Source organism: Paraburkholderia guartelaensis, assembly GCF_004353905.1.
Taxonomy (GTDB): Bacteria; Pseudomonadota; Gammaproteobacteria; order Burkholderiales; family Burkholderiaceae; genus Paraburkholderia; species Paraburkholderia guartelaensis.
In genome coordinates, this window is sequence record NZ_SMOD01000010.1 from 214,637 (window position 1) to 238,257 (window position 23,621).

Here is a 23,621-nt window from a genome sequence, read left to right on the forward strand (position 1 = left end):
TGTTACATCTGGTGTATAAGCCTTAACAAATCCGTGTGCATGGAAACAAGCCCGCCAGATACAGTGCCCTGCATGGGGTGGCGCTAAAGGACCCAAGCGCCGAATCCCATCGACAGGAGAACAAAGATGACAACGCGCACACCTACGATCACGCAGTTTCGGCGCACCTCGCGCCGCACGCTGTTTGCGCTCGCTGCACTCGCGGCGCTGAACCTTGCCGCAACGCCTGCGGTCTTCGCGCAGGCGGCGCCGCCCGATGCCGCGACGGCCCCCGCCGCCACGGGCGGCGACCCGCCCAGCCGCGTCGCGCGTCTGGACTACATGTCCGGCGCCGTGACCACCGAGCCGGCCGGCGCAAGCGACTGGTCGTACGCGCAGCTCAACCGTCCTCTCACGACCGGCGACCAGCTCTGGAACGACGCCAATGGGCGCTCGGAACTGCACATCGGCTCGACGGCGGTACGCCTCGGCGCGCAGACGAGCCTCGACGTCCTCAATCTCGACGATCAAACCGCGCAGCTCAAGGTCGCACAGGGCACGCTTTCGACGCGTGTGCGTGAAGTGCCGCCCGGCTCCTCGTATGAAATCGACACGCCGAACCTCGCACTCGGCGTGACGAGCCCCGGCGACTATCGCGTGGATGTGGCGCCCGACGGCAGCACCACGACTGTCACCGTGCGCAGCGGGAGCGTGACCGTCTACGGCGAAAACGGTCAGACGCCGATGACGGCCGGCCAGCAGATTCGCTTCGCCGGCACCGACCTGCAACAGGTGGCAAGCGACCAGGCACCGCCGCCGGACGCCTTCGACCAATGGGGGCTCGCGCGCGACGCCGCGGAGGACCGCTCGGTCTCGGCGCGCTATGTCTCGCGCGACGTCCCGGGCTACCAGGACCTCGACAACAACGGCACGTGGCGCAGCGATCCGCAATACGGCGAAGTCTGGACGCCGAACTCGGTGCCCACGGGCTGGGCGCCGTACCACGACGGCCATTGGGTGTGGCAGGCGCCGTGGGGCTGGACGTGGGTCGATGACGCGCCCTGGGGCTTCGCGCCGTACCACTATGGGCGCTGGGCGTACGTCGACGATTCGTGGGCGTGGGTGCCCGGGCCGATCGTCGAAAGCGCGCCGCCTGTCTATGCGCCGGCGCTGGTCGCATTCGTGGGCGGCGGCGACGGCGGCACGGACTGGGGCGTCAACCTCGCGGTAGGCGGCGTCGCGGCCGCGGGCGTCGCGTGGTTCGCGCTCGGGCCGGGTGAGCCGTGGCATCCGCACTGGGGTGGCTGGAGCCCGCACTACTACGAACGCGTGAACCAGACTGTCGTCGTCAACAACTACCGGCGCGACGTCAACATCACGAATATCAACGTTCACAACACCTACGTGAACTATCGCGCGCCGGGTGCGGTGACGGCTGTGCCGGCCACGGCGTTCGTCCACGGTCAGCCGGTTTCGCGGTTCGCGCAACATGTCGATCCGCAGCAATGGCGTAATGCGCGTATCGACCCGGGCACGCCCGGCATCGCGCCTGTGAAGGGCAGCTTCGGGCCCAACATGCGCCGCGCTGATTACCGGCCGCCAGCGACGCTCAATCAGCGCCAGGTCGTAGCCACGCGCGCGCCGGTTGCGCCGCCCGCGTTCCACGACAACCTCGCGCAGCGCTTCGCCCACTCCGGCGGCACGGTGCCGGGTGCGGGCGCGCCTGTGGTGCGCGTCTCGGCGCCGGCGCATGCGCCCTCCTCGCCGTTCTCTCCGGCGGCTCACGGCGCGTGGCCCGAGCAGAACGTGCGCGTCGTGCCGCCGCATTCACCGGTGATGGGCGCGACGGGCAGGCCGTCGGCCCCGCAGGCGCAAGCCGGCCGTCCGGGTATGCCTGGCGGCGCGCCCCAACCGGGCGCCGCAGTTGCCAACGCCATGCCGCGTGGCGCCGAGCATGGCCAGCCGGGCATGCCGCCCGCTGCCGCGCAGGAACATGGTGTGCCGCGTCCGCCGCAGTTTGCGGGCCGGCCCGAAGGCGGTGCGCCCGCAGCCGGTCAGCCTGGTCCGGGCGCGATGAACGCCGCGAACGCGGCGCGCGGCGAAGCGCATCAGCCGGCCTGGACGCAGCCGCACGCGCCGATGGCCACGCGTGGCCAACCGGGCAACGAGGCAGGCAGGCCGCCCGCCGTCGCGATGCAGGAGCAGCGTGACGCGGCGCGTGGCCAGCCGCAGGCGCAAGCGCAGCAACGGATGCCCGAGCCGGCCGCGGCGCAACACGGCCCGCAAATGCCGCCGCAAGCGGAGGCGCGGCCGGCACAGCAGGCCGAGGCGCGCCCCGAGTTCCATCCGCAGGCGCAAGCTCAGCCGCAACCGCAGCAGCGTGCCGAGGCCCGTCCGCAGCCGCAGCCCCAGCCGCAGCAGCGTGCTGAGGTTCGTCCGCAACCGCAGCCCCAGCCGCGTCAGGAATTCCACCCGCAGCCGCAGCCGCAACCGCAGCAGCGCGCCGAAGCCCGTCCGCAGCCGCAACCGCAGCCGCACCCGGAATTCCATCCGCAGCCGCAACCCCAGCCGCAGCAGCACGCGGAGGCTCGCCCGCAACCGCAGCCCCAACCGCGTCCGCAGCCGCAGCCCGCGCCTCATCCGCAAGAGCGCGCAAGCGGCAACAATCACGACGATCACCACCACGGCTGATCACCGCGCCGCCAACGAAAAAGCCCGCGAACGTTGCCGTTCGCGGGCTTTTTTCATGGCGCGGTCATACCGGCCGCTAACGTGAGTGCATACGGTGAATGCAAGCGCCTCACACCGCCATCGGCGCGGTGAGCGGCTCGTGATGCCGGTAGTTGACGAGCGAGAAGTCGGACGGCTCGACCTTTTCGAGCCACTCCGGCTCGTAGACGCCCGTCTTCGCGTACTCGGGCACGCGCTCGGAGATGGCCAGGCGCGGGCTCGCGTAGGGTTCCCGGCGCAACTGCTCGTTGAGCATATCGAGCTGGTTCTCGTAGATGTGGGCGTCGCCGATGAAATACGTGAACCAGCGCGGCGTATAACCGGTCAGCCGGCCGACGAGGTGCAGCAGCACCGCGCCTTCGGTCAGGTTGAACGGCGTGCCGAGGCCCACATCGTTGCTGCGGATATAGAGGCACAGCGAGATTTCGCGCTTCGTCGGGTTCGGCAGGAACTGATACAGCAGGTGGCACGCCGGTAGCGCGATCTCTTCGAGCACGGCCGGATTCCAGCCATGAAACAAAATTCGCCGGTCGGTGGGGTTGCTCATGATCGTATCGAGGCACTGACGCAGCTGATCCACCGCCTTGTAAAGCAGCACCTTGGAGCGGCCATCCTCGGTAAATTCTGCCACGCGCGCGTAGCCTCGCGATTGGGCGTCGGCGAGCTGTGCGGCGGCATCGGCATCGAGCACTTTGTAAGCTGGCCAGCGCCGCCATTGCACGCCGTACACGTCGCCCAGGTCGTCCGTGCCCTGACGGTACGGGTTGGCGAGCCACTGGGCGTTCTCGTTCGCGTTGGCGTCCCAGACCTTGCAGCCCAGCGCCCGGAAGTCGGCTGCGCTGCGCGAGGCGCGCATAAATCCGATCAACTCGCCCACCGCCGACTTGAACGCCAGCTTCTTCGTCGTCACCGCGGGAAAGCCTTCCTGCAGGTCGAAGCGCAGCATGGCGCCCGGCTGGCTGATCGTGCGAATGCCGGTGCGGTTTTCCTGCCAGGTGCCGGTGTCGAGAATCGAGCGGACGAGCTCGAGATACTGTTTCATGCGCGGTTCCCTCGTCGGGCACGTGGCGCCCGGTTCGGATTCAGGATGGAAAAGAAGGATTTTACCCGGCGCGCGCCTCCCGGGTTGGCCGCGCCCAAAGCGCGAGCCCATCACACAACGGGGGACAAGGGCGGAACGCCCACAGGACGGGCTATGACGAGCCCAAAGACATGCTCGCAGCGCAGCAAGGCGCGGCGAGTTGAAACGCCACGGCAATGGCCCGGCAGAAGCGCCGGCGCGCGGTCAATGCGCGGAGCACGAAAGCGCCGCTCGCCTCAATCAACGCTAGTCAACCGCGATCAACCTCAACCGCCCGAAGCCAGGCCGCCCGGATGCGGCGCGAGCGGCTCGCTTTCCATATGGCGCATGCCATGCGCGCACAAGAGCCGGTACAGGGTCACGCGCGAGATGCCGAGTTCCTGGGCGGCGTCGCCGAGGCGGCCGCGGTGGCGCAGCAGCGCGAGTTCGATGGCCTGGCGCTCGGCGGCTTCGCGCGCCTGGGCGAGCGAGACCGGCACCACCTCGACGTAATCGCCGAGTTCGAGGTCGCGCGCCGTGATCGCACGGCCCTCCGACATCACGATGGCGCGCCGCACGCGGTTGATCAGCTCGCGCACGTTGCCGGGCCAGCTGTAGTTGTGCAGGGCCGCGATCGCGTCGGGCGAAAAGCCGCGCAGACGCCGGCTGCCGTCCTTCTTGAAGCGTTCGAGCATGTGCCGCGCGAGCAGCTCGATGTCCTTGCCACGCGCGCGCAGCGGCGGCTCGTCGATCTGCAGCACGCACAGACGGTGATACAAGTCCTGGCGAAAACGCCCTTCCACCATCGCTGCGCGCATGTCGACGTGGGTGGCCGAGATGATGCGCACGTCCACGGGAATCGACTGGTGGCCGCCCAGGCGCTCGATCTTGCCTTCCTGCAGGAAGCGCAGCAGGCTCGCCTGGCTCTCCATGGGCAGGTCGCCGATTTCGTCGAGAAAGAGCGTGCCGCCGTTGGCCGATTCGACCCGGCCGACCTTGCGCTGGCTCGCGCCCGTAAACGCGCCGCGCTCGTAGCCGAACAGCTCGGACTGCAGCAGGTGCGGAGGAATGGCGCCGCAGTTGATCGGCACGAACGGCGCGCTACGGCGCGCCGAGCGCTCGTGGATCGCCACAGCCGTAAGTTCCTTGCCCGTGCCCGACTCGCCGGAAATGAACACCGGCGCATCGGTCAGCGCGACCTTGCGGATCGAGCGGAACAGCGCCAGCATCGCCTCGCACGAGCCGACCATTTCGCCTTCCGAGCCGCCCGTGGTGTCGTTCGAGGCGACTTCGCCAAGCGAGACCATGCCATACGCATGGCCGACGGAATCGACGATGCGGTCGCCGTTCCAGGGGACCGTTACGTAATCGAAACAGTAATCGCGCACCAGACGGCGCAGCGTTGCGTCCTGCAGTTGCCCCGTCGTGGTCGCCGCGACCCAGCCGACGTTGGGCAGCGTGAGGCATGGCTCGAACGAGCCGATTTCGTGCAGATGAAATTCGCTTGAGAGATCGAGCAATCCGCCCGCCGGCATACCCGCACGGAGGGCCCGCCGCGCGTCCCGCGCGTTGCCGACGATTTCCACCTGCCAGCCACGCTCGTGGAACCGCTCGTTCAACGCATCGACCGGTTTTCGCGTCACGTACACCAATTGCCGCGTTGCAGGTTCCATTATTCAGATCCTCTTGCCAACACCATCGTTTGGGAATGACGGCACGCACCTGAATGTACAGACACGCAGCAAAAAGCGGCTTTCGCGTACCTGAAAAAACAGCGAACGCGCATGCTTTTGCTGACAGTGAATCCCCGAGTTGTGGCGTGTGTGTCAACTTGCCCAGTTGCGGGCGTTTTCTTTAGGCATTACGGCTTTTTCTGAAGCTTACTATAGGCTCGTGGCACTTGGATAGAATTTATGCAGGAGGAATGGATAAGGGACCGATGGAAATGTTTCCACTGGTTTTCCGGCATTTTGTCAGTGCAGAAATAATTACGGATGTTTCTTTTCTCTCAATCGTTAAGCGCTTGACGCGCAAACGTTCTCCTTTGAAACCCTATCGCAATGCAAACGGGTTTAAACAGCCTCACGTTTCAGCGCTGAAACATTTTGGCGAATATCCGCCATTCAAAATTTGCAGAGAATAGTGCGGTTCGAAGCGTATCAATGGATTGCGGGCGATGGCACACGTTTCGCTAAATGTCTCGCACCAGGAGATACGCCATGCGATTCAACATCCAGCAGGTCCGGCGCAGTGTCATCGGCTACGGCAGCGCATGTGCCGCCATGCTCGTTCCCGCCGCCCTCCTCGTCCTCTCTCCCGGTGCTCGCGCACAGACAGTTGACGATGCGCCTGCAGCGCCAGTCGCGGTTGCCAGCGTCGCGAACGCCGCCCCGGATGTCGTTCCTGCAACACCTGCGGCACTCGTTCCCGCCACGCTTGAAGTGAGCACGCCGGCCGGCGGCGCCCCCTCGACGGACACAGACTCGACCAGCGCCGCGGCCGCCAGCGGCCACGCCCCGGCCGACCCCGTCGCGTTTGGCAACGACGGCGGCAACGACGGCGCCTTCGCGGGCATCGGTTCTCTCGACGATCAGACGCTTTCGCGCCAGCGCGGCGGCGCCGTCGGCATGGTGATGGTGGCGGCCACCCCGCAACTGATGCGCGGCAGCAACAACGTGACGCTCTGGGACGAAATCGCGCCGCCCGCACCGCTGCCGATCCCCGTCGACGCCACCCAGAACGCGCAGGGCAACGTCGCGAGCTACACGAGAAAGTAACGATGAGATAGCACCCGTGCCGCTTGCGGCGCGGTGTCCGGTTCGCTGCGAATGCGCGAAGCCAGGACAAAAGGACCGGACAAGGCGCCAATGCGCCGACTCCGTCCAGGAGGAGACCAGCATGAGAGCACGCAACTCGACGCGCGGCACAAGCCGCCGCGCAGTCCGCCGCTCGGTCCAGGTCGTCGCCGCCCTGTGCGGCGTCCTGGTTGCGAGTGTCACGGCGGACGTGGCCGCCCAGCAGGTCACGAACCCCGGCGATGTCATTGTCGAACGTGACATCACCCCGCGCAGCGCCTTCGACAACGTGCCGAAGAGTCAGGACCCGGTGCTCGTGCGCGCCACGACCTTTCCCAAGAACAGCTTCGACCCGGCGATGGCGACGCTCGTCACCGACACGGATCTCACCAACGCGCACGGCTCGAGCGGCGTGAACGCGAACGGCGCATTGAGCGCGCAGACCGCCGGCGTCCAGGCGCTCACACGCATCCTCACGGGCAGCGCGACCGGCTCGAACGTGGCGGCAGGCGCCGGTGCGACCGCCGGCGTCGGCGCCGGCCTCGGCGGCACGATTTCCTCGACGATCACAGGCGCGCTCGCCCCACTCACGGGCGCCATGGGAGGCATGAAATGAGCCGTTCGATCCAGACGTCGCGCACGTTGCGCACTGCGCTTCCCAGCGCGCTCGTCTGCGCTGCCGCGCTCGCCTTCGCCGGCGCCGCGCAGGCCCAGGTGAGCGTCGGCGCGATCGCGAGCATCGCCCCGGGCGCCGCCACGTCGACGACCGGCGCGCTCACGGTGAACGAAACCGCGGGCCTCGACAACGCGCAGGCCAACCAGCTGACGATCACGACCGGCAACGTGTCGATCAACGTGAACGGCGACGAACAGCTCGCCAGCGTGACGGCGCAGCTCAAAGGCGCGAGCGCGACGATAGGTGCAGGAGCTTTTGCGAACACGAACGGCGCAATGATGGTGAATCAGTCGGCGGGCGTGGGCAATATCCAGCGCAACACTGCTCTCATCAGCAGTGGTGCGATTGGTGTAGTGGCAGTCTCGGACGGGGAGCTGTCCAAGGCGGCTGCTCAAAACGGCGGTCAGGGGCAAATGGCCCAGGCAGGGGGTATTCGTGAGGTACGCATCGACAATGCGGCATTCAGGAATGCGACGGGCCTCGTGCAGGTGAACCAGACGGCCGGCGCCGGTAACGCTACGGCAAACAGTTTTGTGCTCCGTCCCCCGGCGGGCACTCTTTTTTAACTGACCACTCAGTATCGGAGCGAAATCATGAAGCGCACCCTCATAGCAGCGGCAGTTCTTGCGTCGGCGGTAGGTTCCGCTCACGCAGCAAATTCGGCGTATCTCTTCAACGCCACAGGCGTCACCGAATACGTCGGCATCGACGGCTTCGTCAGGCTGTTCGGCTGCGTGTCGGTTTCGAGCACGGCCGGCGCCGTCATCAATAACACCCAAACCACGAGCGGCGGCACGCTTCTTCCGCAAGCACAGAGCTATACGAGCGGCAAGGTCACGACGACGTTCAACAATACGGACTGGAGCGTGACGGGCACCGGCAACAACTCGTTCTACAAGTATTCGAACTCGAGCAATTCGAGCATGTCGTCCTCGTCGAGCAGCTCGTCGCACACGCATGACGTCAATGCGTCGACGACGAAGTCCTCGTCGAGCAGCTCGACCTTCGGCAAGACGCTCAACGCAAGCGTGAGCGCCGACTATCACGTCGCGACCGACAACGGCGGCACGCACAATCACACGACCGCCAGCACCTATAGCGACACGGGCAGCGCGGCCCTCGGCACGAGCTACAGCAGCGTGGGCAACAACACGTCGACGAAGTCGCAAAGCGGCAATGGCAGCCTCCAGGCCAACGCCTCGTGGTCGCACACCGGCAATCACAAGAACGGCTCGGCCGGCATCAACCTCAGCGGCTCGGAAAGCACGTCGCACACGACGACCAACGCGCATAACAACAGCGACACGACGAACGTCGGCGCAGCGTGGGCCGTGAACAACAACAAGAACACCAGCAACAGCTCGACCACGGCCAACACGGCTTATGCCGACGGCACGGGCAGCGCTGCGCTTTCGGCGAGCGTGAGCGGCACGAGCTCGAAGACGAAGAATTCTTCGGACACGTACGCCCACACGTACAGCACGTCGAGCACGAGTTCGGATTCGCATCAGCATTCGTCCTCGAAGAGCTCGAGCTCGAACAGCGGCTGGGGCTATAACGTGAGCGACACGCTCAACACGGTCGACGAGCACACCACGGGCTCGATCACGCAGCACTACAACACGCAGGCAGCGGGCACGCTCGACGCCAACACCGGCAGCGGCGCAGCAACCGGCGTGACGGGCAACCTCGGCGTGAACATCGCGGAAGGCATCAACAACGCACAAAGCAACGACGTCGCGCTCGCTTCCGTCGACATGGGCAACGTGTTCGGCAACGCGCAGATCTTCAACAACCAGGCCTCCAGCGGTACGGCCAACGTGAAGAACTTCAATCTGAACGCGTCGGTCGGTGACGGCTCGCTCGCCAACGTTTCGGGCAACGTCGGCGTGAACGTCGCATCCGGTATCGGCAACGCGCAGAACAACAGCCTCGCCGGCTCCGTGACGACTGCAACCAAGGGCGACTTCTCGACGGTTGCGATGGTCGCGACGGACAACAACTCGCAAAACGCCGCCATGTCGGCAACTGGCCAGTTCCAGGGTACGGCCAGCCTCGGCGCCAATACGCTCACCGGCGCGCAAGGCAACATCGGCGTGAACATTGCCGGCGGCATCGGCAACCTGCAGCACAACGGCATGGCAATCGCCGCGATGAACAACGGCCACTAAGCACGGCTGGTAGCACCGCAGGAACTGGGCTCGCCCCAGGCAGAAAACGCAGCAAGCAACGCGCGCCGGCTGTCCCACCGCAGCCGGCGCGCATACCAGAAGGTAGGAGACCACCATGTCCGGGCCCGTATCGACCCCGGCGTCAAGGATGTTTGTCGTCGCGCTGACGCTCTCGGCCAGCGCGGCCCTTGTGCCTGTGCATGCGCAGCAGTCGACGCTAGACGCGACCCACCTCATCGGCGTGCCGGTGAAGCTTCCGGTCCACTCGATGCGCGACCTTCGCTATCGCAGCATCGTCAGCCAGCAGTATGACTACAGCTGCGGCGCCGCCGCACTCGCCACACTGCTCAAGTACGGCTACGGCATCGACATCCCCGAACCTGAGTTGATCCGCCAGATGATGGTGTTCTCCACACCCGAGGTGGTCGTCAAGAACGGCTTCTCCATGCTCGACATGAAGAAGTTCGTCGAGACGATCGGCTTGCGCGGCCGCGGTTTTCGCGTCAACACCGACGCGCTCTACCACCTGCAGATTCCCGTGCTGGTGCTCATGAACATCGATGGCTATGAGCACTTCGTGATCGTCAAGCACGCCGAAAACGGCCGCATCTTCATTGCGGACCCCGCGCTCGGCAACCGTATCGTCGCCGAAGACGACTTCGCCAAGACATGGAACGGCCTCGTCTTCGCGGTGCTCGGCAAACCGTTCCTGGAGGATTCTCCGCTGTTGCAGAACAACGAGTCGCTAGCGCTCAAGCTGCGTGAAAACGCCCTGCTCAACGGCACTGCGGCGACTCCCTTCTTCGAATACGGCCTCGATAAGGCCGTCATGTTCTGAAGTACGAAGAATCATGAAACGCAACCTCTCACAGTGTGGCATCGCGGCAGCCGTCTCCGCGCTCGCCTGCGCTTTTTCGAGCGGTGCGCTAGCGGCCGAAGGCATCGGCTTGCCGCAGCCGGTGCCGGCGTTTCTCGCGAACGCCGACGGACAGGCGCAAGGCATCCGCTGCGAAGCCGTCGGCGACGACGTGCTCGCGCATCAGACCGGCAAATATGCCGGCAGCGACATGATTTCCGGGTTCGTTCTGAACCTGCTTTCTCAATGGCAATTGCCAAACGGCGCGACCGCAGTCGCGCAAGGCGCGCTCTCGGTCGCCCAGAATGCGGCCAACCAGGTGAGCGCGCAGGTGAAGACGTATGCAACCGTGATCGACCCGACGCAGGGCGGGACCACGGGCACAAACAGCGGCGCCAATCCAAACGCGACGGCCACCGGCGGCCAGAACGTCTCGATCAACGGCGTCTCGCAGATCACTCAGGTGGCCGGCAACGGCAATACAGGCGCCAATGCCGCAACCATCTCCTATGACAACAACGCGCCGCAACTCGCGAGTCTGCCAGGCGCACTCAACCAGTCGAGCGCGTCGGCATCGAACGCGACCGGCAGCATAAAAGCGGGCATCTCGTTCGGCAGTAACGGCGTCAACGTGACGCTGCAAACGCCGGCGGGCGTCGCCACGCAGAACATCGTGCCGGGCAACATGCAGCAGGCCGGCGCGATCGCCCAGTTACTCCAGGTCGCAGGCAACAACCAGCAGGTCGCCAACCAGTTGCAACTGAGTCTGCAGACGCAGCAGATGACGTCGCAAATGATCCGGCAGACCGGCGTATTACAGGCTCTGCGAAATCTCCACTAACCGAGGGCTCATAACGAGACGTACCAGCAAGGAGACCACCACGCGGGCAAGGACCCGCGCGAGAAGCAGCACTTTGAACGAGGAGCATCGACGTGCGCGGGCGTGGAACCAGGGGGTTCCGCCGGGCGCCCGCATTCGATCCCGGGGGAAGAACAATGAAGATGATGTCAAGGGCGGCCGCGCCACATGTGTCGCTGGCCGCCATTCCAGCAGCCGTTTTACTATTCGCGCTCTCGCAATCCGCCCACGCGCAGGCGCTACAAAGCCAGTCGATCGAAGACCGCCTGAATACGCTCATGCGCGTCGTCGACGAGCAGCAGAGGCAAATCCAGTCACTGGAGCGCCAGGTGACGAACCTCGAAATGGCGCAACGCGGCCGCGGCATGCCGGGTGCGGGCGCGCCTGACGCCGCCTCGGACGCGACGGTCGCGGAACAGCCGGGCGCGGACGGTCTGCCTGTGCCCTTGCCGCCGCTCGCCCAGGCGCTGCCGGGCGCGACTGCGCCGGGTTCGCTCACCGGCACGGCCACGGGCGTGCCCGTGAATCCGCCCTCGCCCGACGCGGGCGCGACCAATGGTGCGACCGGCACCTCGGCCGCGAGCGGGCCGCAGCAGGGCGCGCCGGTCGGCGTCAACCCCAACGCCGGCAGCCCGACTGTGGGCGAGACGCAAAAGAGCGCCGAGCCGTCGCGCACACAAGCCGAAGAAGCGGTCGTGCAACGCGAGCACGCGCCGCTCTTCGACCACAAGCTGACGTTGGACTGGGGCATCAGCGACAGTTACTACGATCGCCGCCAGCTGCAGCTTTCGGGCTTTCTTGCTCTCGACGCGATCTTCCTCGGCAACATCAATCTGGGGCAGACCAAGTCGCACACGATCACCGCCGACCTGGACACGCGCTACGGCCTCACCGATCGCATGAGCATCGATGTGGACGTGCCTTACGTCTACCGGCACAGCACGTTCATCGTGGGTGGCGCGGGCGGCTCGGCCAGCACGCTCACGGACGCATCGGTCAATTCGAACGCGATCGGCGACGTGAACTTCGGGATCTACTACCAGTTCCTGAAGGAAACCAACAGCATCCCCGACGTGGTCGGCAGCCTGCGCGTGAAGACGGACACCGGCACCTCGCCGTTCGGCATCAAGGTTCAGCAGATCACGCCCGACAACACCAATCTCGTCGCCCCCAGCAAGCTGCCTACAGGCACGGGCTTCTGGAACGTCACGGCCGGCATCTCGGTGCTGAAGACCTACGACCCTGTGGTGCTGTTCGGCAGCTTCTCGTACACGTACAACATCGCGCGCTCGTTCGCCGACATCTCCTCGGTGATCGGGCAGACCGAGCCCGCCGAAGTGAAGCTCGGCGACATCATCCAGTTCGGCGGCGGCGTCGCGCTCGCCTTCTCCGACAAGGACTCGGCGAGCATCTCGTACACCATGGCCATCGAGCCGCAGTCGAAGACCAAGTCGCCGGGCGGCACCTGGACCGGCGTGCCGGGCAGCGAGACGACAGCCTCGGTGCTCAACTTCGGCCTGAATCACGTGGTCAACAAGCACCTGACGATCAACGGCGCGGTTTCCGTCGGGCTCACGCCCGATGCACCGAACTTCGTCGTCGGCGTGCGTTTCCCCTACACCTTCTGATGACATGAGGCCGATCGTGCGCGAATCCTCACATCTGGGCGCAACTGTGACACCGCTCGCTGGAGCCGGGCAGCGTCTCGCCGTGGGCGGGCCGCCGCTTGCCGGGGATGATCCCGACGCCGGCCGCGCACGCGACGCGAAGCCCGGGGCGGGGCTCGAACGCACCTTGCTGTATGTCGCGCGCACGCCCGACCCGCTGCTCTGTGCCTACCTCAAGAGCCGCGGCTGGGAAATCGCGAGTGCGCGCACGGTGCACGAGGCCTCGCGCCTCGTGAAGCCGGAGGCGGCCTATGCCGGCATCGTCGATCTCACGGGTTTCGCCCCGCGCGAGTTCGCGGGCCTCGAGACGATCCTGCGGCTGCAGCAGGTGGGATGGATCGCGCTCACCGACGATTCGCGCCTCACCGACGCCGAAGTGCGGCGCCTGATCCGCCACTACTGCTTCGACTACGTGCATGTGCCGGTCTCACATGCGACGCTCGACTACCTCGTCGGCCACGCGTTCGGCATGGTGTCGCTGTGCGATCTCGACACGCCGGGCGCCGCCGCCGCGAGCCAGGACGAAGACGAGATGGTCGGCACCTGCGAAGCGATGCAGCAGCTCTTTCGCACGATCCGCAAGGTGGCCAACACCGACGCTACCGTGTTCATCTCGGGCGAATCGGGCACCGGCAAGGAACTCACGGCGCTCGCGATCCACGAGCGTTCCGCGCGGCGCAAGGCGACCTTCGTGCCGATCAACTGCGGTGCGATCCCGCATCATCTTCTGCAATCCGAACTGTTTGGCTACGAGCGCGGCGCGTTCACGGGCGCGAACCAGCGCAAGATCGGGCGCGTCGAATCGGCCAATGGCGGGACGCTCTTTCTCGACGAAATCGGCGACCTGCCGCTGGAAAGCCAGGCAAGCCTGCTGCGCTTTTTGCAGGAAGGCAAGATCGAACGCCTGGGCGGCCACGAGCAGATTCCGGTGGACGTGCGCATCATCTCGGCCACGCACGTCGATCTCGAGGCGGCCATGCGCGACGGACGCTTTCGCGCGGACCTCTTTCACCGCCTGTGCGTGCTGCGCGTGGACGAGCCGCCGCTGCGCGCGCGCGGCAAGGACATCGAAATTCTCGCTCACCACGTGCTGCACAAGTTCAAGCAGGACAGCGCACGCCGCATCCGCGGCTTCACGCCCGATGCCATCGAGGCCCTGTACAACTACAACTGGCCTGGCAACGTGCGCGAACTCATCAACCGCGTGCGCCGTGCGATCGTGATGGCCGAAAGCAAACTGATCTCCGCGGAGGATCTCGATCTCGCGCACTTCACCGCGCAGCAGACGGTCACGCTCGCGCAGGCGCGCGAGGCCGCGGAGCGGCGCGCGATCGAGGCGGCGCTGCTGCGGCACCGGCACCGGCTCACGGAGGCCGCTGCCGATCTCGGCATCTCGCGCGTGACGCTTTACCGGCTGATGGGCGCGCACGGCCTGCGCGACGAAAAGACGTTCTTCGGCGGCGAAGCGGAGAACCAGGCGGAATTGCCGCCCGACGCGCAGGACTGAAACAGCGATTGCGCAGAGGAAGCGCGCCGGGGCGTCCGGCGCGCTCAGGTAGAATCGCTGCGAACAGCTTACAAACTCGCACCTCTACCCTTTCGATGACGACGCTCACCCTCATCGTCGCCCGCGCCCGCAACGGCGTGATCGGCCGCGACAACGCGCTGCCCTGGCGGCTCCCCGAAGACCTCGCGTTCTTCAAGCGCACCACCATGGGCGCGCCCATCATCATGGGCCGCAAAACGCACGAATCGATCGGCCGCGCCTTGCCGGGCCGCCGCAACATCGTCGTGACGCGCGACGCGGGCAAGCGCTTTCCCGGCTGCGACACCGCCACGAGCCTCGACGAGGCGCTCGCCCTCGCGGCACAGGATCAGGCGCCCACGGCGTTCCTGATCGGCGGCGCGCAACTCTATGGCGAAGGACTCGGGCTCGCGCATGAACTCGTGGTGACCGAAATCTCCGCGGACTTCGAGGGCGACGCCACCTTTCCCGCGCCCGACCCCGACGTCTGGCAGGAAACGTCGCGCGAGACGCTGCACGCGAATGCGCCGAACGACTTCGATTTCGCGTTCGTGCGATACGTGCGGCGGGATTGATCGACTGGGGCGCGGATCGCGGCATCCCAAAGCAAAACGGCACGCCAGGGCGTGCCGTTTTTCATTGAGCCTGCGGAAAAGGCGCTAAAAGCCGCTTACTGGCCCGCCACCGTCATCCGCTCGATCAGCACCGAGCCGGTCTGACGCGTGCCGCGCGCGAGCGTATCCGCGCCCACGGCGACGATGTGGTGGAACATCTCCTGCAGCGTGGAAGCCACCGTGATTTCCTCCACCGGATACTGGATTTTGCCGTTCTCGACCCAGAAGCCCGACGCGCCGCGCGAATAGTCGCCCGTCACGAAGTTCACGCCCTGCCCCATCAGTTCGGTCAGCAACAGGCCCGTGCCGAGCTTTTTCAGCATCTCCTCGAAGTCGTCCTCGGGCTTCGTGAGCGAGCTCTGGAACTGCAGGTTGTGCGAGCCGCCGGCGTTGCCCGTGGTCTGCATGCCGAGCTTGCGCGCCGAATACGACGACAGGAAATAGCCCTGCACGATGCCGTCCTTCACGACTTCGCGGCGCTGCGTGCGCACGCCCTCTTCGTCGAACGGCGCGCTGCCGGCCGCGCGCGGCACATGCGGGTCCTCGACGATCTGGATGTGCGGCGCGAAGACCGGCTTGCCAAGGCTGTCGACGAGGAACGACGTCTTGCGATAGAGCGCGCCGCCGCTCACGGCCTGCACGAACGCGCCGAGCAGGCCTGCGGCGAGCGGCGCCTCGAACAGCACCGGCACCTTGCGCGTGTCGAGGCTGCGCGCGTTCAGGCGCGAGAGCGCACGCTCGGCCGCATAGCGCCCGACGGATTCGGGGGAGGCCAGCTCGGCCGCGTTGCGCCGCGAGGTGTACCAGTCGTCGCGCTGCATGTTGCGGCCAACGCCTGCGATAGGCGCACACGAAACGTAGTGGCGCGAGTACGGGTAGCCGTGCATGAAGCCGCCCGAGGTCGCGAGCACGAACTGGGAATGCTGTGCCGACACGCTCGCGCCTTCGGAGTTCTTCACGCGCGGGTCGACGGCGAACGCCGCGTCTTCGGCGCGGCGCGCGATTTCCACGGCCTCGTCGGCGGACAGATTCCACGGGTGATAGAGGTCGAGGTCGCGCGGCGCGGTTTCGAGCAGATCGCGCTCGGCGAGGCCCGCGCAGTCGTCGTCGGCGGTGAAGCGCGCGATGTTGTACGCGGCCGCCACCGTGTCCTTGAGCGCCTGCGGCGAAAAGTCCGAGGTGCTCGCGTTGCCGCGCTTGTTGCCGATATAGACGGTCACGCCGACCATCTTGTCGCGGTTGTGCTCGATCGTCTCGACCTCGCCGCGGCGCACCGAGACGGACAAGCCGTCGCCTTCGGAGATCTCGGTCGCGGCGTCGCTCGCGCCGAGCGCGTTGGCGTGCCGCAGGATGTCTGAGGCGATCTCCTTCAGCTCGTCCTGGGTGTGCGGGAAAAAGCGCTGCCGGGCTTCGATGTCTGCTGCCATTGTCGTTACGGTCCGGTTCTGGGCCACGCGTTGCCGCGGCCCGCTGGTGTCGTGTTTCGCTGGTGTCGATTCAGGTGCTTCGGAACGCGCTGCGTTCGCAAAGCGCATCCCGCGATCATAGCAAGGTATGTGAACACGCATCACAGGCGCTTTCGTCGCCTGGCCGCCGACGCTGCCGGCACGGCCGTCCGCCGCCTTCCAGCCCGAGCCGCGCGCCCGCGCACGCTACAATACGCACCATGAAACGCAAAACCCGCATTCAACCGATGAACGACGCTGTCGCCGAGCAGGACGACAACGGCTACGATCGCCCGAGCAAATCGCAGCTCAAGCGCGACATGGAAGCGCTCCAGGAACTCGGCCAGGCCCTCGTGGATCTGCCTAAAGACGCGCTCAAGCGCATGCCGATGACCGAAGACCTCGCGGACGCCGTCCACGAGTGCCGCCGCATCACCGACCACGAAGGCAAGCGCCGCCAGCTCCAGTACGTGGGCCGCATGATGCGCGGCCTGACCGAAGCCGAAGTCGCCGCGCTGCGCACGAAGCTCGATGAGCACCGCGGCGTGAACAAGGCCGCCACGGCGCGCCTGCACTGGATCGAGCGCACGCGCGACAAGCTGCTCGCCGACGACGCCGCGCTCACCGAATTCATCCGCCAGTATCCCGCCGCCGACCCGCAGGAAGGCCGCACGCTGATCCGTAACGCCCGCCGCGAGCAGGAGCAAAGCAAGCCGCCCAAGTCCTTCCGCGAGCTGTTCCAGTGGATCAAGGACGTGAGCGCCCAGGGCGCCGGCGAGAGCGAAGACCACGAAGACGAGCGTGCCGACGAGGACCGCGAAGATGACGAAGCCTGAACGCAGCCATCCTGACGAACTCGTGATCGGCCTCGTGTCGGTCAGCGACCGCGCGACGAGCGGCGTCTACGAGGACAAGGGCATTCCGTCGCTGATGGAGTGGCTCGGCAGCGTGCTGAAAACGCCGTGGCGCGCCGAAACGCGCCTGATCCACGACGACGCGGCGACGATCTCCGCCACGCTCACGGCGCTCGTGGACGGCCTCGGCTGCGACCTCGTGTTGACGACGGGCGGCACCGGACCCGCGCGCCGCGATGTGACGCCCGAGGCGACGCTCGCGGTGGCGACGAAGGAAATGCCGGGCTTTGGCGAGCAGATGCGCCAGATCAGCCTGAATTTCGTGCCGACGGCCATTCTGTCGCGCCAGGTTGCCGTGATCCGCGAGAACGACGACCACGCGGCGCTCATCATCAACCTGCCGGGGCAGCCGAAGTCGATCAAGGAAACGCTGGAAGGCTTGCGCGACGATCAGGGCGCCGTGAAGGTGCCGGGTATTTTTGCTGCGGTGCCGTATTGCATCGACCTGATCGGCGGCCCGTACATCGAAACCGATCCGAACGTCGTGACGGCGTTCCGGCCCAAGAACGCGCAGCGAGCGCCGCGCGCTTAACACTCGAACTACAACGATCGCGCAGCTGCTGCGTGTCTCAACAGCGCTCAGAGCGCCGGACCGGCCTCGCCCGCGGCCACGTCGGGCACGATGCCCGGCGCCGGAACGAGGAAATGCTCGCGGTAGTACTTGAGTTCGTCGATCGACTCGTGGATATCGGCGAGTGCCGTGTGCATCGCGCGCTTCTGGAAACCCTTGTAGATGGTCGGCTGCCAGCGGCGGCACAGCTCCTTGAGCGTGCTCACGTCGAGATTGCGGTAGTGGAAGAAGCGCTCAAGCGTGGGCATCCAGCGCGCCATGAAGCGGCGGTCCTGGCAGATCGAGTTGCCGCACATCGGCGACTTGCCCGGCGGCACGTATTGCGAAAGGAACGCCATGATCTGCTCGGTCGCGCTTTCTTCCGTGACGGTCGAGGCGCGCACGCGCTCGGTGAGGCCCGAGCGGCCGTGCGTGTTGCGGTTCCATTCGTCCATGCGGTCGAGCACCGACTCCGGCTGATGAATGGCCAGCACGGGGCCTTCCACGAGCTTGTCGAGCGTCGAGTTCGTCACCACCACAGCGATCTCGATGATGCGGTCGTTGTCGGGATCGAGTCCCGTCATTTCCATATCGAGCCAGATCAGGTTCATGTCGGTGCGCTCGATGAGCGGCGCGCCGGCAGCGGTAATGTCAGTCATGAAAGGCAACCCGGAGAGCGTTGGAGGCGCGGCGCGTGCGCAGCATCGACAGGATGCGATGCCCGGCCGGCGAGAACATATAATTGTCGCATAGATACCACGGACTTCCTGGATGCCTAATCTGTCCCCCTCCCCTGCGCTGTACTTCAGCGTGCTCTTCGTCGTCGGCGTGCTTGCCATGGTCGCGACCAAGCTCTGGCTCGCATCGCGCCAGATCCGCTTCGTGGCCGCCCACCGCGGTGCGGTGCCCGCGCAGTTCACCGCCACCATCCCGCTCGCCGCGCACCAGCGTGCCGCCGACTACACGGTCGCGCGCACGCGCCTCGGCATGATCGAGATCGTGCTCGGCGCTGTGGTGCTGATCGCGCTCACGCTGCTCGGCGGCGTGCAGGCGCTGGACCTCGGCATCTCGGATGCGATCGGGCGCGATTATGTGGGCCAGATCGCGCTGATCGGCGCCGTGCTCGCCATTTCCGGCGTGGTCGAGCTGCCGCTCGACTACTACCGCCAATTCGTGGTCGAGGAACGCTTCGGCTTCAATCGCATGACGAAGCGCATCTTCATCATGGACCGCATCAAGGGGCTCCTGATCGGCGCCGCGTTCGGCATTCCGCTTCTCTTCGTCGTGCTCTGGCTCATGAAGCAGGCAGGCAGCCTCTGGTGGCTCTGGACGTGGGCCGTATGGGTCGCCTTCCAGATGCTCGTGCTGGTGCTCTACCCCACCTTCATCGCGCCGCTCTTCAACAAGTTCGAACCACTGCGCGATGAAGCGCTGCGCTCGCGTATCGAGGCGCTCATGCAGCGCTGCGGCTTCGCGGCCAAGGGCCTGTTCGTGATGGACGGCAGCCGCCGCTCCGCGCACGGCAACGCCTATTTCACGGGCTTTGGCGCGGCCAAGCGCATCGTGTTCTTCGATACGCTGCTCGCGCGCCTCTCCGGCAGCGAAATCGAGGCCGTGCTCGCGCACGAGCTGGGTCACTTCAAGCGCCGTCACGTGATCAAGCGCATGGTCGTCACGTTCGCGATCAGCCTCGCGCTGCTCGCCCTGCTCGGCTGGCTCTCGCAGCGCGTGTGGTTCTACGAGGGGCTCGGCGTGCGGCCGTCGCTGCTCGGCGGCAACGAAGGGCTCGCGCTCGTGCTGTTCTTCCTCGCCGTGCCCGTGTTCCTGTTCTTCGTCACGCCGCTTGGCAGCCTCTCCTCGCGCAAGCACGAGTTCGAAGCCGACGCCTTCGCCGCCACGCAAACCGACGCGCAGCATCTCGTCAACGCGCTCGTGAAGCTCTACGAGGACAACGCGTCGACGCTCACGCCCGACCCGCTCTATACCGCGTTCTACTACTCGCATCCGCCGGCTTCGCAGCGGATCGACCGACTGCTCGCGCACGCATGAACCGGCGCGCAACCAAAGCCGCCGGCAACGCAAAAGCTGCAGGCGCCACGCTGCACGGCGTGGTGATCGCCGCCCACGGGCGCCACTATCTCGTCGCGCCCGACGGCGGCGGCGCGCACCTGCAATGCTTCCCGCGCGGCAAGAAGAGCGAGGTCGCGGTAGGCGACCGCGTCGAGTATCAGTCGACCTCCGCCGACCAGGGCGTGATCGTCGCGATCGGCGAGCGGCGCAACCTGCTCTATCGCTCCGACCAGTTCAAGTCGAAGCTCTTCGCGGCGAACCTCGACCAGTTGCTGATCGTCCTCGCCACGGAACCGCACTTCAGCGAGGATCTGCTCGGGCGCGCGCTCGTGGCCGCCGAGGCCAACGACCTCAAGCCGCTCATCGTGCTCAACAAGATCGACGTGGAGGCCGCGCTGCCGCTCGCGCGCCAGCGCCTCGAACGCTATCGTGCGCTGGGCTATACCGTGCTGGAGGTTTCGGTGAAGGGCCGCCCCGAGGAAGCACACGCGGTGCTGGCCGAGCATCTGCACGGCCATCAGACGATCCTGCTCGGCCAGTCGGGCATGGGCAAGTCGACGCTCGTGAACCTGCTGATTCCCGACGCCGAAGCGGCCACGCGCGAGATTTCGACGGCTCTGAACAGCGGCCGCCACACTACGACGTTCACGCGGCTCTACACGCTGCCCGAGGGCGGCGCTCTGATCGACTCGCCGGGCTTCCAGGAGTTCGGCCTCTATCACCTCACCGAAGGCAAGCTCGAGCGCGCGTTCCCCGAGTTCCGGCCGCTGCTCGCGCACTGCCGCTTCTACAACTGCCATCATCTGCACGAGCCGGGCTGCGCGATTCTGGAAGCCGTCGACGACGGCCGTATCGCGCCCGAGCGCCAGGCGCTGTACGCGCAGCTCATACACGAGATCAGCCAGGTCGTGCGCTGACGCGCCGCCTGCCCCCAACGCCTATGCTCAAGCTCGTGCGCGCGCCGAATCTGCTGATCGCCCAGCACTGGATGAACATCCTGGCGACGGCGGGCGTGCCCTGCGAGCTGCACAACCGCTACCTGAGCGGCGCGATGGGCGAGATTCCAGCCGAGCAGTGCGCACCCGAACTGTGGCTCGTGGACGAACGCGACGAGAAGCTCGCCCGGCGTCTGATCGACGAAGCCGTGAACGGGCCGCCGCCGGGCTCGCCCACGTGGCGCTGCGCGCGCTGCGGCGAGGTGCTCGAAGCGCAGTTCACCGTGTGCTGGAATTGCGGACGCGATCGCGACGTGCGCGACGAGTGACGTCAGATGCTGACCCAAACGAAAATGGGCCGCTGGAAGCGGCCCATTTGCATTTCTGCGATTCAGCGTCGGGCGCTCAGAGCCAGACGGCGATCGTCAGCATGAGCAGCAGGATCATCCACAGGATCACGGCGCGCCACACGAGGCCCACGGCCGATTGCAGCGTGCGCGGCGTGCAGTCGTCGCCCACCGTGTACGGACCGCCCTCGCCCGGCTGCGCGAGCACATCGACGCTGGACTGCTCGGCGAGCGGGCCCGACAGGCGCGCGCCCAGCGCGCCGCTGCCGGTGGCGAGCAGCACGCCTTCGTTGGTGTCGGGCCACTGGTTCGTGTGGTTGCGCCAGGCGTAGATCGCGTCCTCGAAGTTGCCGACGATCGCAAAGCCCAGCGACGTGAGCCGCGCCGGCACCCAGTCGATCACGAAGAACACATGCTGCGCGAAGTTCGAGAACGCCTCGGTGCGGTCCTCGGCCGGACGCGCCCATTCGCGCGCGAGGTATTCGGCGATGCGGTACAGCACGGCGCCCGCGGGTCCGATCGGCACGAGAAACCAGAAGAACACGCCGAACACGTGCCGGTGCGAAGCGATCACCGCGTGAATGAGCGTGTGGCGCACGATCTCGCTCACAGGCATGTCCACGGCGTCGATGCCGGTCCATTCGTGGAGGATTTCACGCGCGCGCGGCACGTCGTCGTTGTTCAGCGCGAGATGGATGTCGGTGAAATAGTGGCTGAACTGGCGAAAGCCGAGCGTGAAGTACACGACCACCACGTTCCACAGGAACGCGAGCACGAAGCTGATGTGGTACAGCACGTAGTAGACGAGCGCCGTGGCGAGCGTCCACGGCAACACGACCACGAGCCACGCGATGAGCCCATGCTTCTGCTTGCCGGCGTCGAAGCCGTGAGCGGCCCACTCCGCATTGAGGCGCACGAGCGCCATGACCGGATTATTGGGCGACAGCGCCCGCACCTGTTCGATGACGAGAGCCAGCAATACGGAAAAGAAGGTCATGCGACGCGCCGTGCAGATCGAGTTGCGAAAGGGGTTTTATGAAAGTGTTGCAACGATATCACAGGGCCAGATGTGCCTGACCATCGCCGGCAATTCGGGCGGCAAACTCGCAACAGTGCGCGGCGGCGCTTGCACGCGCCGCCAGACGTGTTACGCGAGCAGGAAACGGTAGAAGTTGCGCAGCATACCGGCCGTCGCCCCCCAGATGAAATGCGAGGAGCCGACGCCGGAAGCGATGACGGGTTCGGGCACGTCGAGGTCCGGCGAATTGCGGTCCGGATACGGCATCGCATAAAAGCGCCGCTCGCCGCCCTCCCAGCGGAACACGCGCACCTGGTGATGCACCGGGTTCATGAGAAAGCTGAGCGGCACCTCGAAGATGCTCGCCACTTCGAGCGAGTCCGCGGCGAGACTGAACGGCTCGTGCACGAGACCGACCACGGGCGTGACTCTAAAGCCGGTGCCAGTGAGGTAATCGGGCAACGCGCCGAGCACCTCGACACGCCCGGGGTCGAGGTTCACTTCCTCGTGCGCCTCGCGCAGCGCGGCGGCGATCGGCGTGGGGTCGGAAGGTTCGCGGCTGCCGCCGGGAAAGCTCACCTGGCCCGCGTGATTGCTGAGGTTGTCGGCGCGCTGCGTGAGCAGCACGGTCAAGCCGCCCGGGCGCATGGCGATGGGCATGAGCACGGCGGCTTCACGCGGATCGCGCATCTCGGCCAGACGGGCTTCCTGCGGTTCGGGGTCCCACGGCAGGCGCTGCTCGAAGCGCGTGCGCAAGCCGGCGGCGGTCAGACGTTCCGCGGCGACTTGCGGAAGGCTTGCGCCCGTCGATTCGATCGGCAGGCTTTCGGGTTCAAATACTGGGCGGATCAACGGGCGTCTCGGATTACACGTACACGAGATTATTTTGCGGCCAAAAAGAAAAAAGCACCCCGGAGGGTGCTTTTTCTTACAGCTTTTACGCCTGGTCGGCCGGAGCAGCTGCGCGGTCTTTCGACACCAGCTTTTCCTTGATACGTGCCTTCTTGCCCGACAGGTTGCGCAGGTAGTACAGCTTCGCGCGACGAACGTCGCCGCGGCGCTTCACCACGATGCTGGCCAGCAGCGGCGAGTACGTCTGGAACGTACGCTCGACGCCTTCGCCCGACGAGATCTTGCGCACGATGAACGACGAGTTCAGGCCGCGGTTACGCTTCGCGATCACGACGCCTTCGTATGCCTGAACGCGCTTGCGGTTACCTTCAACCACGTTCACGTTGACGATCACCGTATCGCCGGGGGCGAATTCGGGGATGGTCTTCTCGCCCAGCACGCGCTGGATTTCTTCCTGCTCGAGTTTTTCAATCAGATTCATGGATTGACTCCGTATGCCATCTTGTCGGCGTTCGTACCTGTGCAGGGTTGGCTGCACTACGGCCCCGATAGAGGATG

At 66.0% G+C, this 23,621-nt stretch carries 23 protein-coding genes; 16 read left to right on the top strand and 7 right to left on the bottom strand.

The features are described from left to right. Positions 1-126: 126 nt before the first annotated feature. Positions 127-2,670: a DUF6600 domain-containing protein gene (locus E1N52_RS15645; RefSeq protein ID WP_133183656.1), complete on the top strand. Its 2,544-nt coding sequence runs from the start codon at positions 127-129 to the stop codon at positions 2,668-2,670. 109 nt (positions 2,671-2,779) lie between these two features. On the opposite strand, the gene E1N52_RS15650 is transcribed toward E1N52_RS15645, so the two are convergent. Together E1N52_RS15650 and E1N52_RS15655 are read right to left on the bottom strand one after the other, a co-directional pair. Continuing rightward, positions 2,780-3,751, bottom strand: coding sequence for a thymidylate synthase (locus E1N52_RS15650; RefSeq protein ID WP_133183658.1), 972 nt, complete (start codon positions 3,749-3,751; stop codon positions 2,780-2,782). Positions 3,752-4,056: 305 nt separating this feature from the next. Beyond that, complete coding sequence (locus tag E1N52_RS15655; protein WP_133183659.1) at positions 4,057-5,442, bottom strand: sigma-54 dependent transcriptional regulator; 1,386 nt, start codon at positions 5,440-5,442, stop codon at positions 4,057-4,059. Between the two features lie 251 nt (positions 5,443-5,693). On the opposite strand from E1N52_RS15655, the gene E1N52_RS15660 reads away from it, so the two are divergent. The 10 genes from E1N52_RS15660 to E1N52_RS15705 all read left to right on the top strand — a co-directional run bounded on the left by E1N52_RS15660 (position 5,694) and on the right by E1N52_RS15705 (position 14,893). Next, positions 5,694-5,912 carry a hypothetical protein gene (locus E1N52_RS15660; RefSeq protein WP_133183661.1) on the top strand — a complete coding sequence of 73 codons (219 nt, stop codon included), beginning with the start codon at positions 5,694-5,696 and terminating at the stop codon, positions 5,910-5,912. Positions 5,913-5,988: 76 nt separating this feature from the next. Beyond that, positions 5,989-6,546 carry a hypothetical protein gene (locus E1N52_RS15665; RefSeq protein WP_133183662.1) on the top strand — a complete coding sequence of 186 codons (558 nt, stop codon included), beginning with the start codon at positions 5,989-5,991 and terminating at the stop codon, positions 6,544-6,546. Positions 6,547-6,667: 121 nt separating this feature from the next. Further along, positions 6,668-7,180, top strand: a complete 513-nt coding sequence (locus E1N52_RS15670) for a hypothetical protein (RefSeq protein WP_133183663.1) — start codon at positions 6,668-6,670, stop codon at positions 7,178-7,180. After that, on the top strand, positions 7,177-7,806 hold the full coding sequence (locus E1N52_RS15675; RefSeq protein WP_133183665.1) for a hypothetical protein: 630 nt from the start codon (positions 7,177-7,179) through the stop codon (positions 7,804-7,806). Before E1N52_RS15670 ends, E1N52_RS15675 begins: the two co-directional genes overlap by 4 nt. 27 nt (positions 7,807-7,833) lie before the next feature. After that, positions 7,834-9,411, top strand: coding sequence for a beta strand repeat-containing protein (locus E1N52_RS15680; RefSeq protein WP_133183666.1), 1,578 nt, complete (start codon positions 7,834-7,836; stop codon positions 9,409-9,411). A 115-nt stretch (positions 9,412-9,526) separates the two neighbouring features. Then, positions 9,527-10,249 (top strand): C39 family peptidase, encoded by a 723-nt coding sequence (locus tag E1N52_RS15685; RefSeq protein ID WP_028206727.1) that lies wholly within the window; start codon positions 9,527-9,529, stop codon positions 10,247-10,249. A 13-nt stretch (positions 10,250-10,262) separates the two neighbouring features. Then, positions 10,263-11,108, top strand: coding sequence for a peptidase C39 (locus tag E1N52_RS15690; protein WP_133183668.1), 846 nt, complete (start codon positions 10,263-10,265; stop codon positions 11,106-11,108). Between the two features lie 164 nt (positions 11,109-11,272). Then, positions 11,273-12,754 (top strand): hypothetical protein, encoded by a 1,482-nt coding sequence (locus tag E1N52_RS15695; protein WP_133183729.1) that lies wholly within the window; start codon positions 11,273-11,275, stop codon positions 12,752-12,754. 166 nt (positions 12,755-12,920) lie between these two features. Then, complete coding sequence (locus E1N52_RS15700) at positions 12,921-14,300, top strand: sigma 54-interacting transcriptional regulator (RefSeq protein ID WP_425468071.1); 1,380 nt, start codon at positions 12,921-12,923, stop codon at positions 14,298-14,300. A gap of 95 nt (positions 14,301-14,395) precedes the next feature. Beyond that, positions 14,396-14,893, top strand: a complete 498-nt coding sequence (locus tag E1N52_RS15705) for a dihydrofolate reductase (protein ID WP_028206731.1) — start codon at positions 14,396-14,398, stop codon at positions 14,891-14,893. Between the two features lie 95 nt (positions 14,894-14,988). Here the strand turns inward: E1N52_RS15705 and pmbA are convergent, their stop codons facing one another. After that, a complete protein-coding gene (pmbA, locus tag E1N52_RS15710) occupies positions 14,989-16,359 on the bottom strand; it encodes a metalloprotease PmbA (RefSeq protein ID WP_133183671.1) in 1,371 nt (456 codons plus the stop codon). A 239-nt stretch (positions 16,360-16,598) separates the two neighbouring features. Between pmbA and yjgA the strand changes: the two genes are divergently transcribed. Next, on the top strand, positions 16,599-17,213 hold the full coding sequence (gene yjgA / locus E1N52_RS15715) for a ribosome biogenesis factor YjgA (RefSeq protein ID WP_281282671.1): 615 nt from the start codon (positions 16,599-16,601) through the stop codon (positions 17,211-17,213). After that, on the top strand, positions 17,200-17,823 hold the full coding sequence (mog, locus tag E1N52_RS15720) for a molybdopterin adenylyltransferase (RefSeq protein WP_133183672.1): 624 nt from the start codon (positions 17,200-17,202) through the stop codon (positions 17,821-17,823). The genes yjgA and mog overlap by 14 nt, the downstream gene beginning before the upstream one ends. Before the next feature lie 47 nt (positions 17,824-17,870). Here the strand turns inward: mog and orn are convergent, their stop codons facing one another. Then, on the bottom strand, positions 17,871-18,500 hold the full coding sequence (gene orn / locus E1N52_RS15725; RefSeq protein ID WP_133183674.1) for an oligoribonuclease: 630 nt from the start codon (positions 18,498-18,500) through the stop codon (positions 17,871-17,873). Between the two features lie 112 nt (positions 18,501-18,612). Here orn and E1N52_RS15730 point away from each other — a divergent pair, with 112 nt between their 5' ends. From E1N52_RS15730 to E1N52_RS15740, 3 genes are read left to right on the top strand one after another with little or no spacing between them, the layout of a single operon-like run. After that, entirely contained in the window at positions 18,613-19,890 is a 1,278-nt protein-coding gene (locus E1N52_RS15730; protein WP_133183675.1) for a M48 family metallopeptidase, read from the top strand. Continuing rightward, positions 19,887-20,828, top strand: coding sequence for a ribosome small subunit-dependent GTPase A (gene rsgA, locus E1N52_RS15735; RefSeq protein WP_133183677.1), 942 nt, complete (start codon positions 19,887-19,889; stop codon positions 20,826-20,828). The genes E1N52_RS15730 and rsgA overlap by 4 nt, the downstream gene beginning before the upstream one ends. A gap of 23 nt (positions 20,829-20,851) precedes the next feature. After that, positions 20,852-21,175: a putative signal transducing protein gene (locus E1N52_RS15740; RefSeq protein ID WP_028206738.1), complete on the top strand. Its 324-nt coding sequence runs from the start codon at positions 20,852-20,854 to the stop codon at positions 21,173-21,175. 76 nt (positions 21,176-21,251) lie between these two features. Here the strand turns inward: E1N52_RS15740 and E1N52_RS15745 are convergent, their stop codons facing one another. From E1N52_RS15745 to rplS, 3 genes are all read right to left on the bottom strand, one after another. Beyond that, positions 21,252-22,190, bottom strand: a complete 939-nt coding sequence (locus tag E1N52_RS15745; protein WP_133183679.1) for a CobD/CbiB family protein — start codon at positions 22,188-22,190, stop codon at positions 21,252-21,254. 150 nt (positions 22,191-22,340) lie between these two features. Continuing rightward, positions 22,341-23,063 carry a CoA pyrophosphatase gene (locus tag E1N52_RS15750; RefSeq protein ID WP_133183681.1) on the bottom strand — a complete coding sequence of 241 codons (723 nt, stop codon included), beginning with the start codon at positions 23,061-23,063 and terminating at the stop codon, positions 22,341-22,343. A gap of 85 nt (positions 23,064-23,148) precedes the next feature. Continuing rightward, on the bottom strand, positions 23,149-23,544 hold the full coding sequence (gene rplS / locus E1N52_RS15755; protein WP_028206741.1) for a 50S ribosomal protein L19: 396 nt from the start codon (positions 23,542-23,544) through the stop codon (positions 23,149-23,151). Positions 23,545-23,621: the final 77 nt, after the last annotated feature.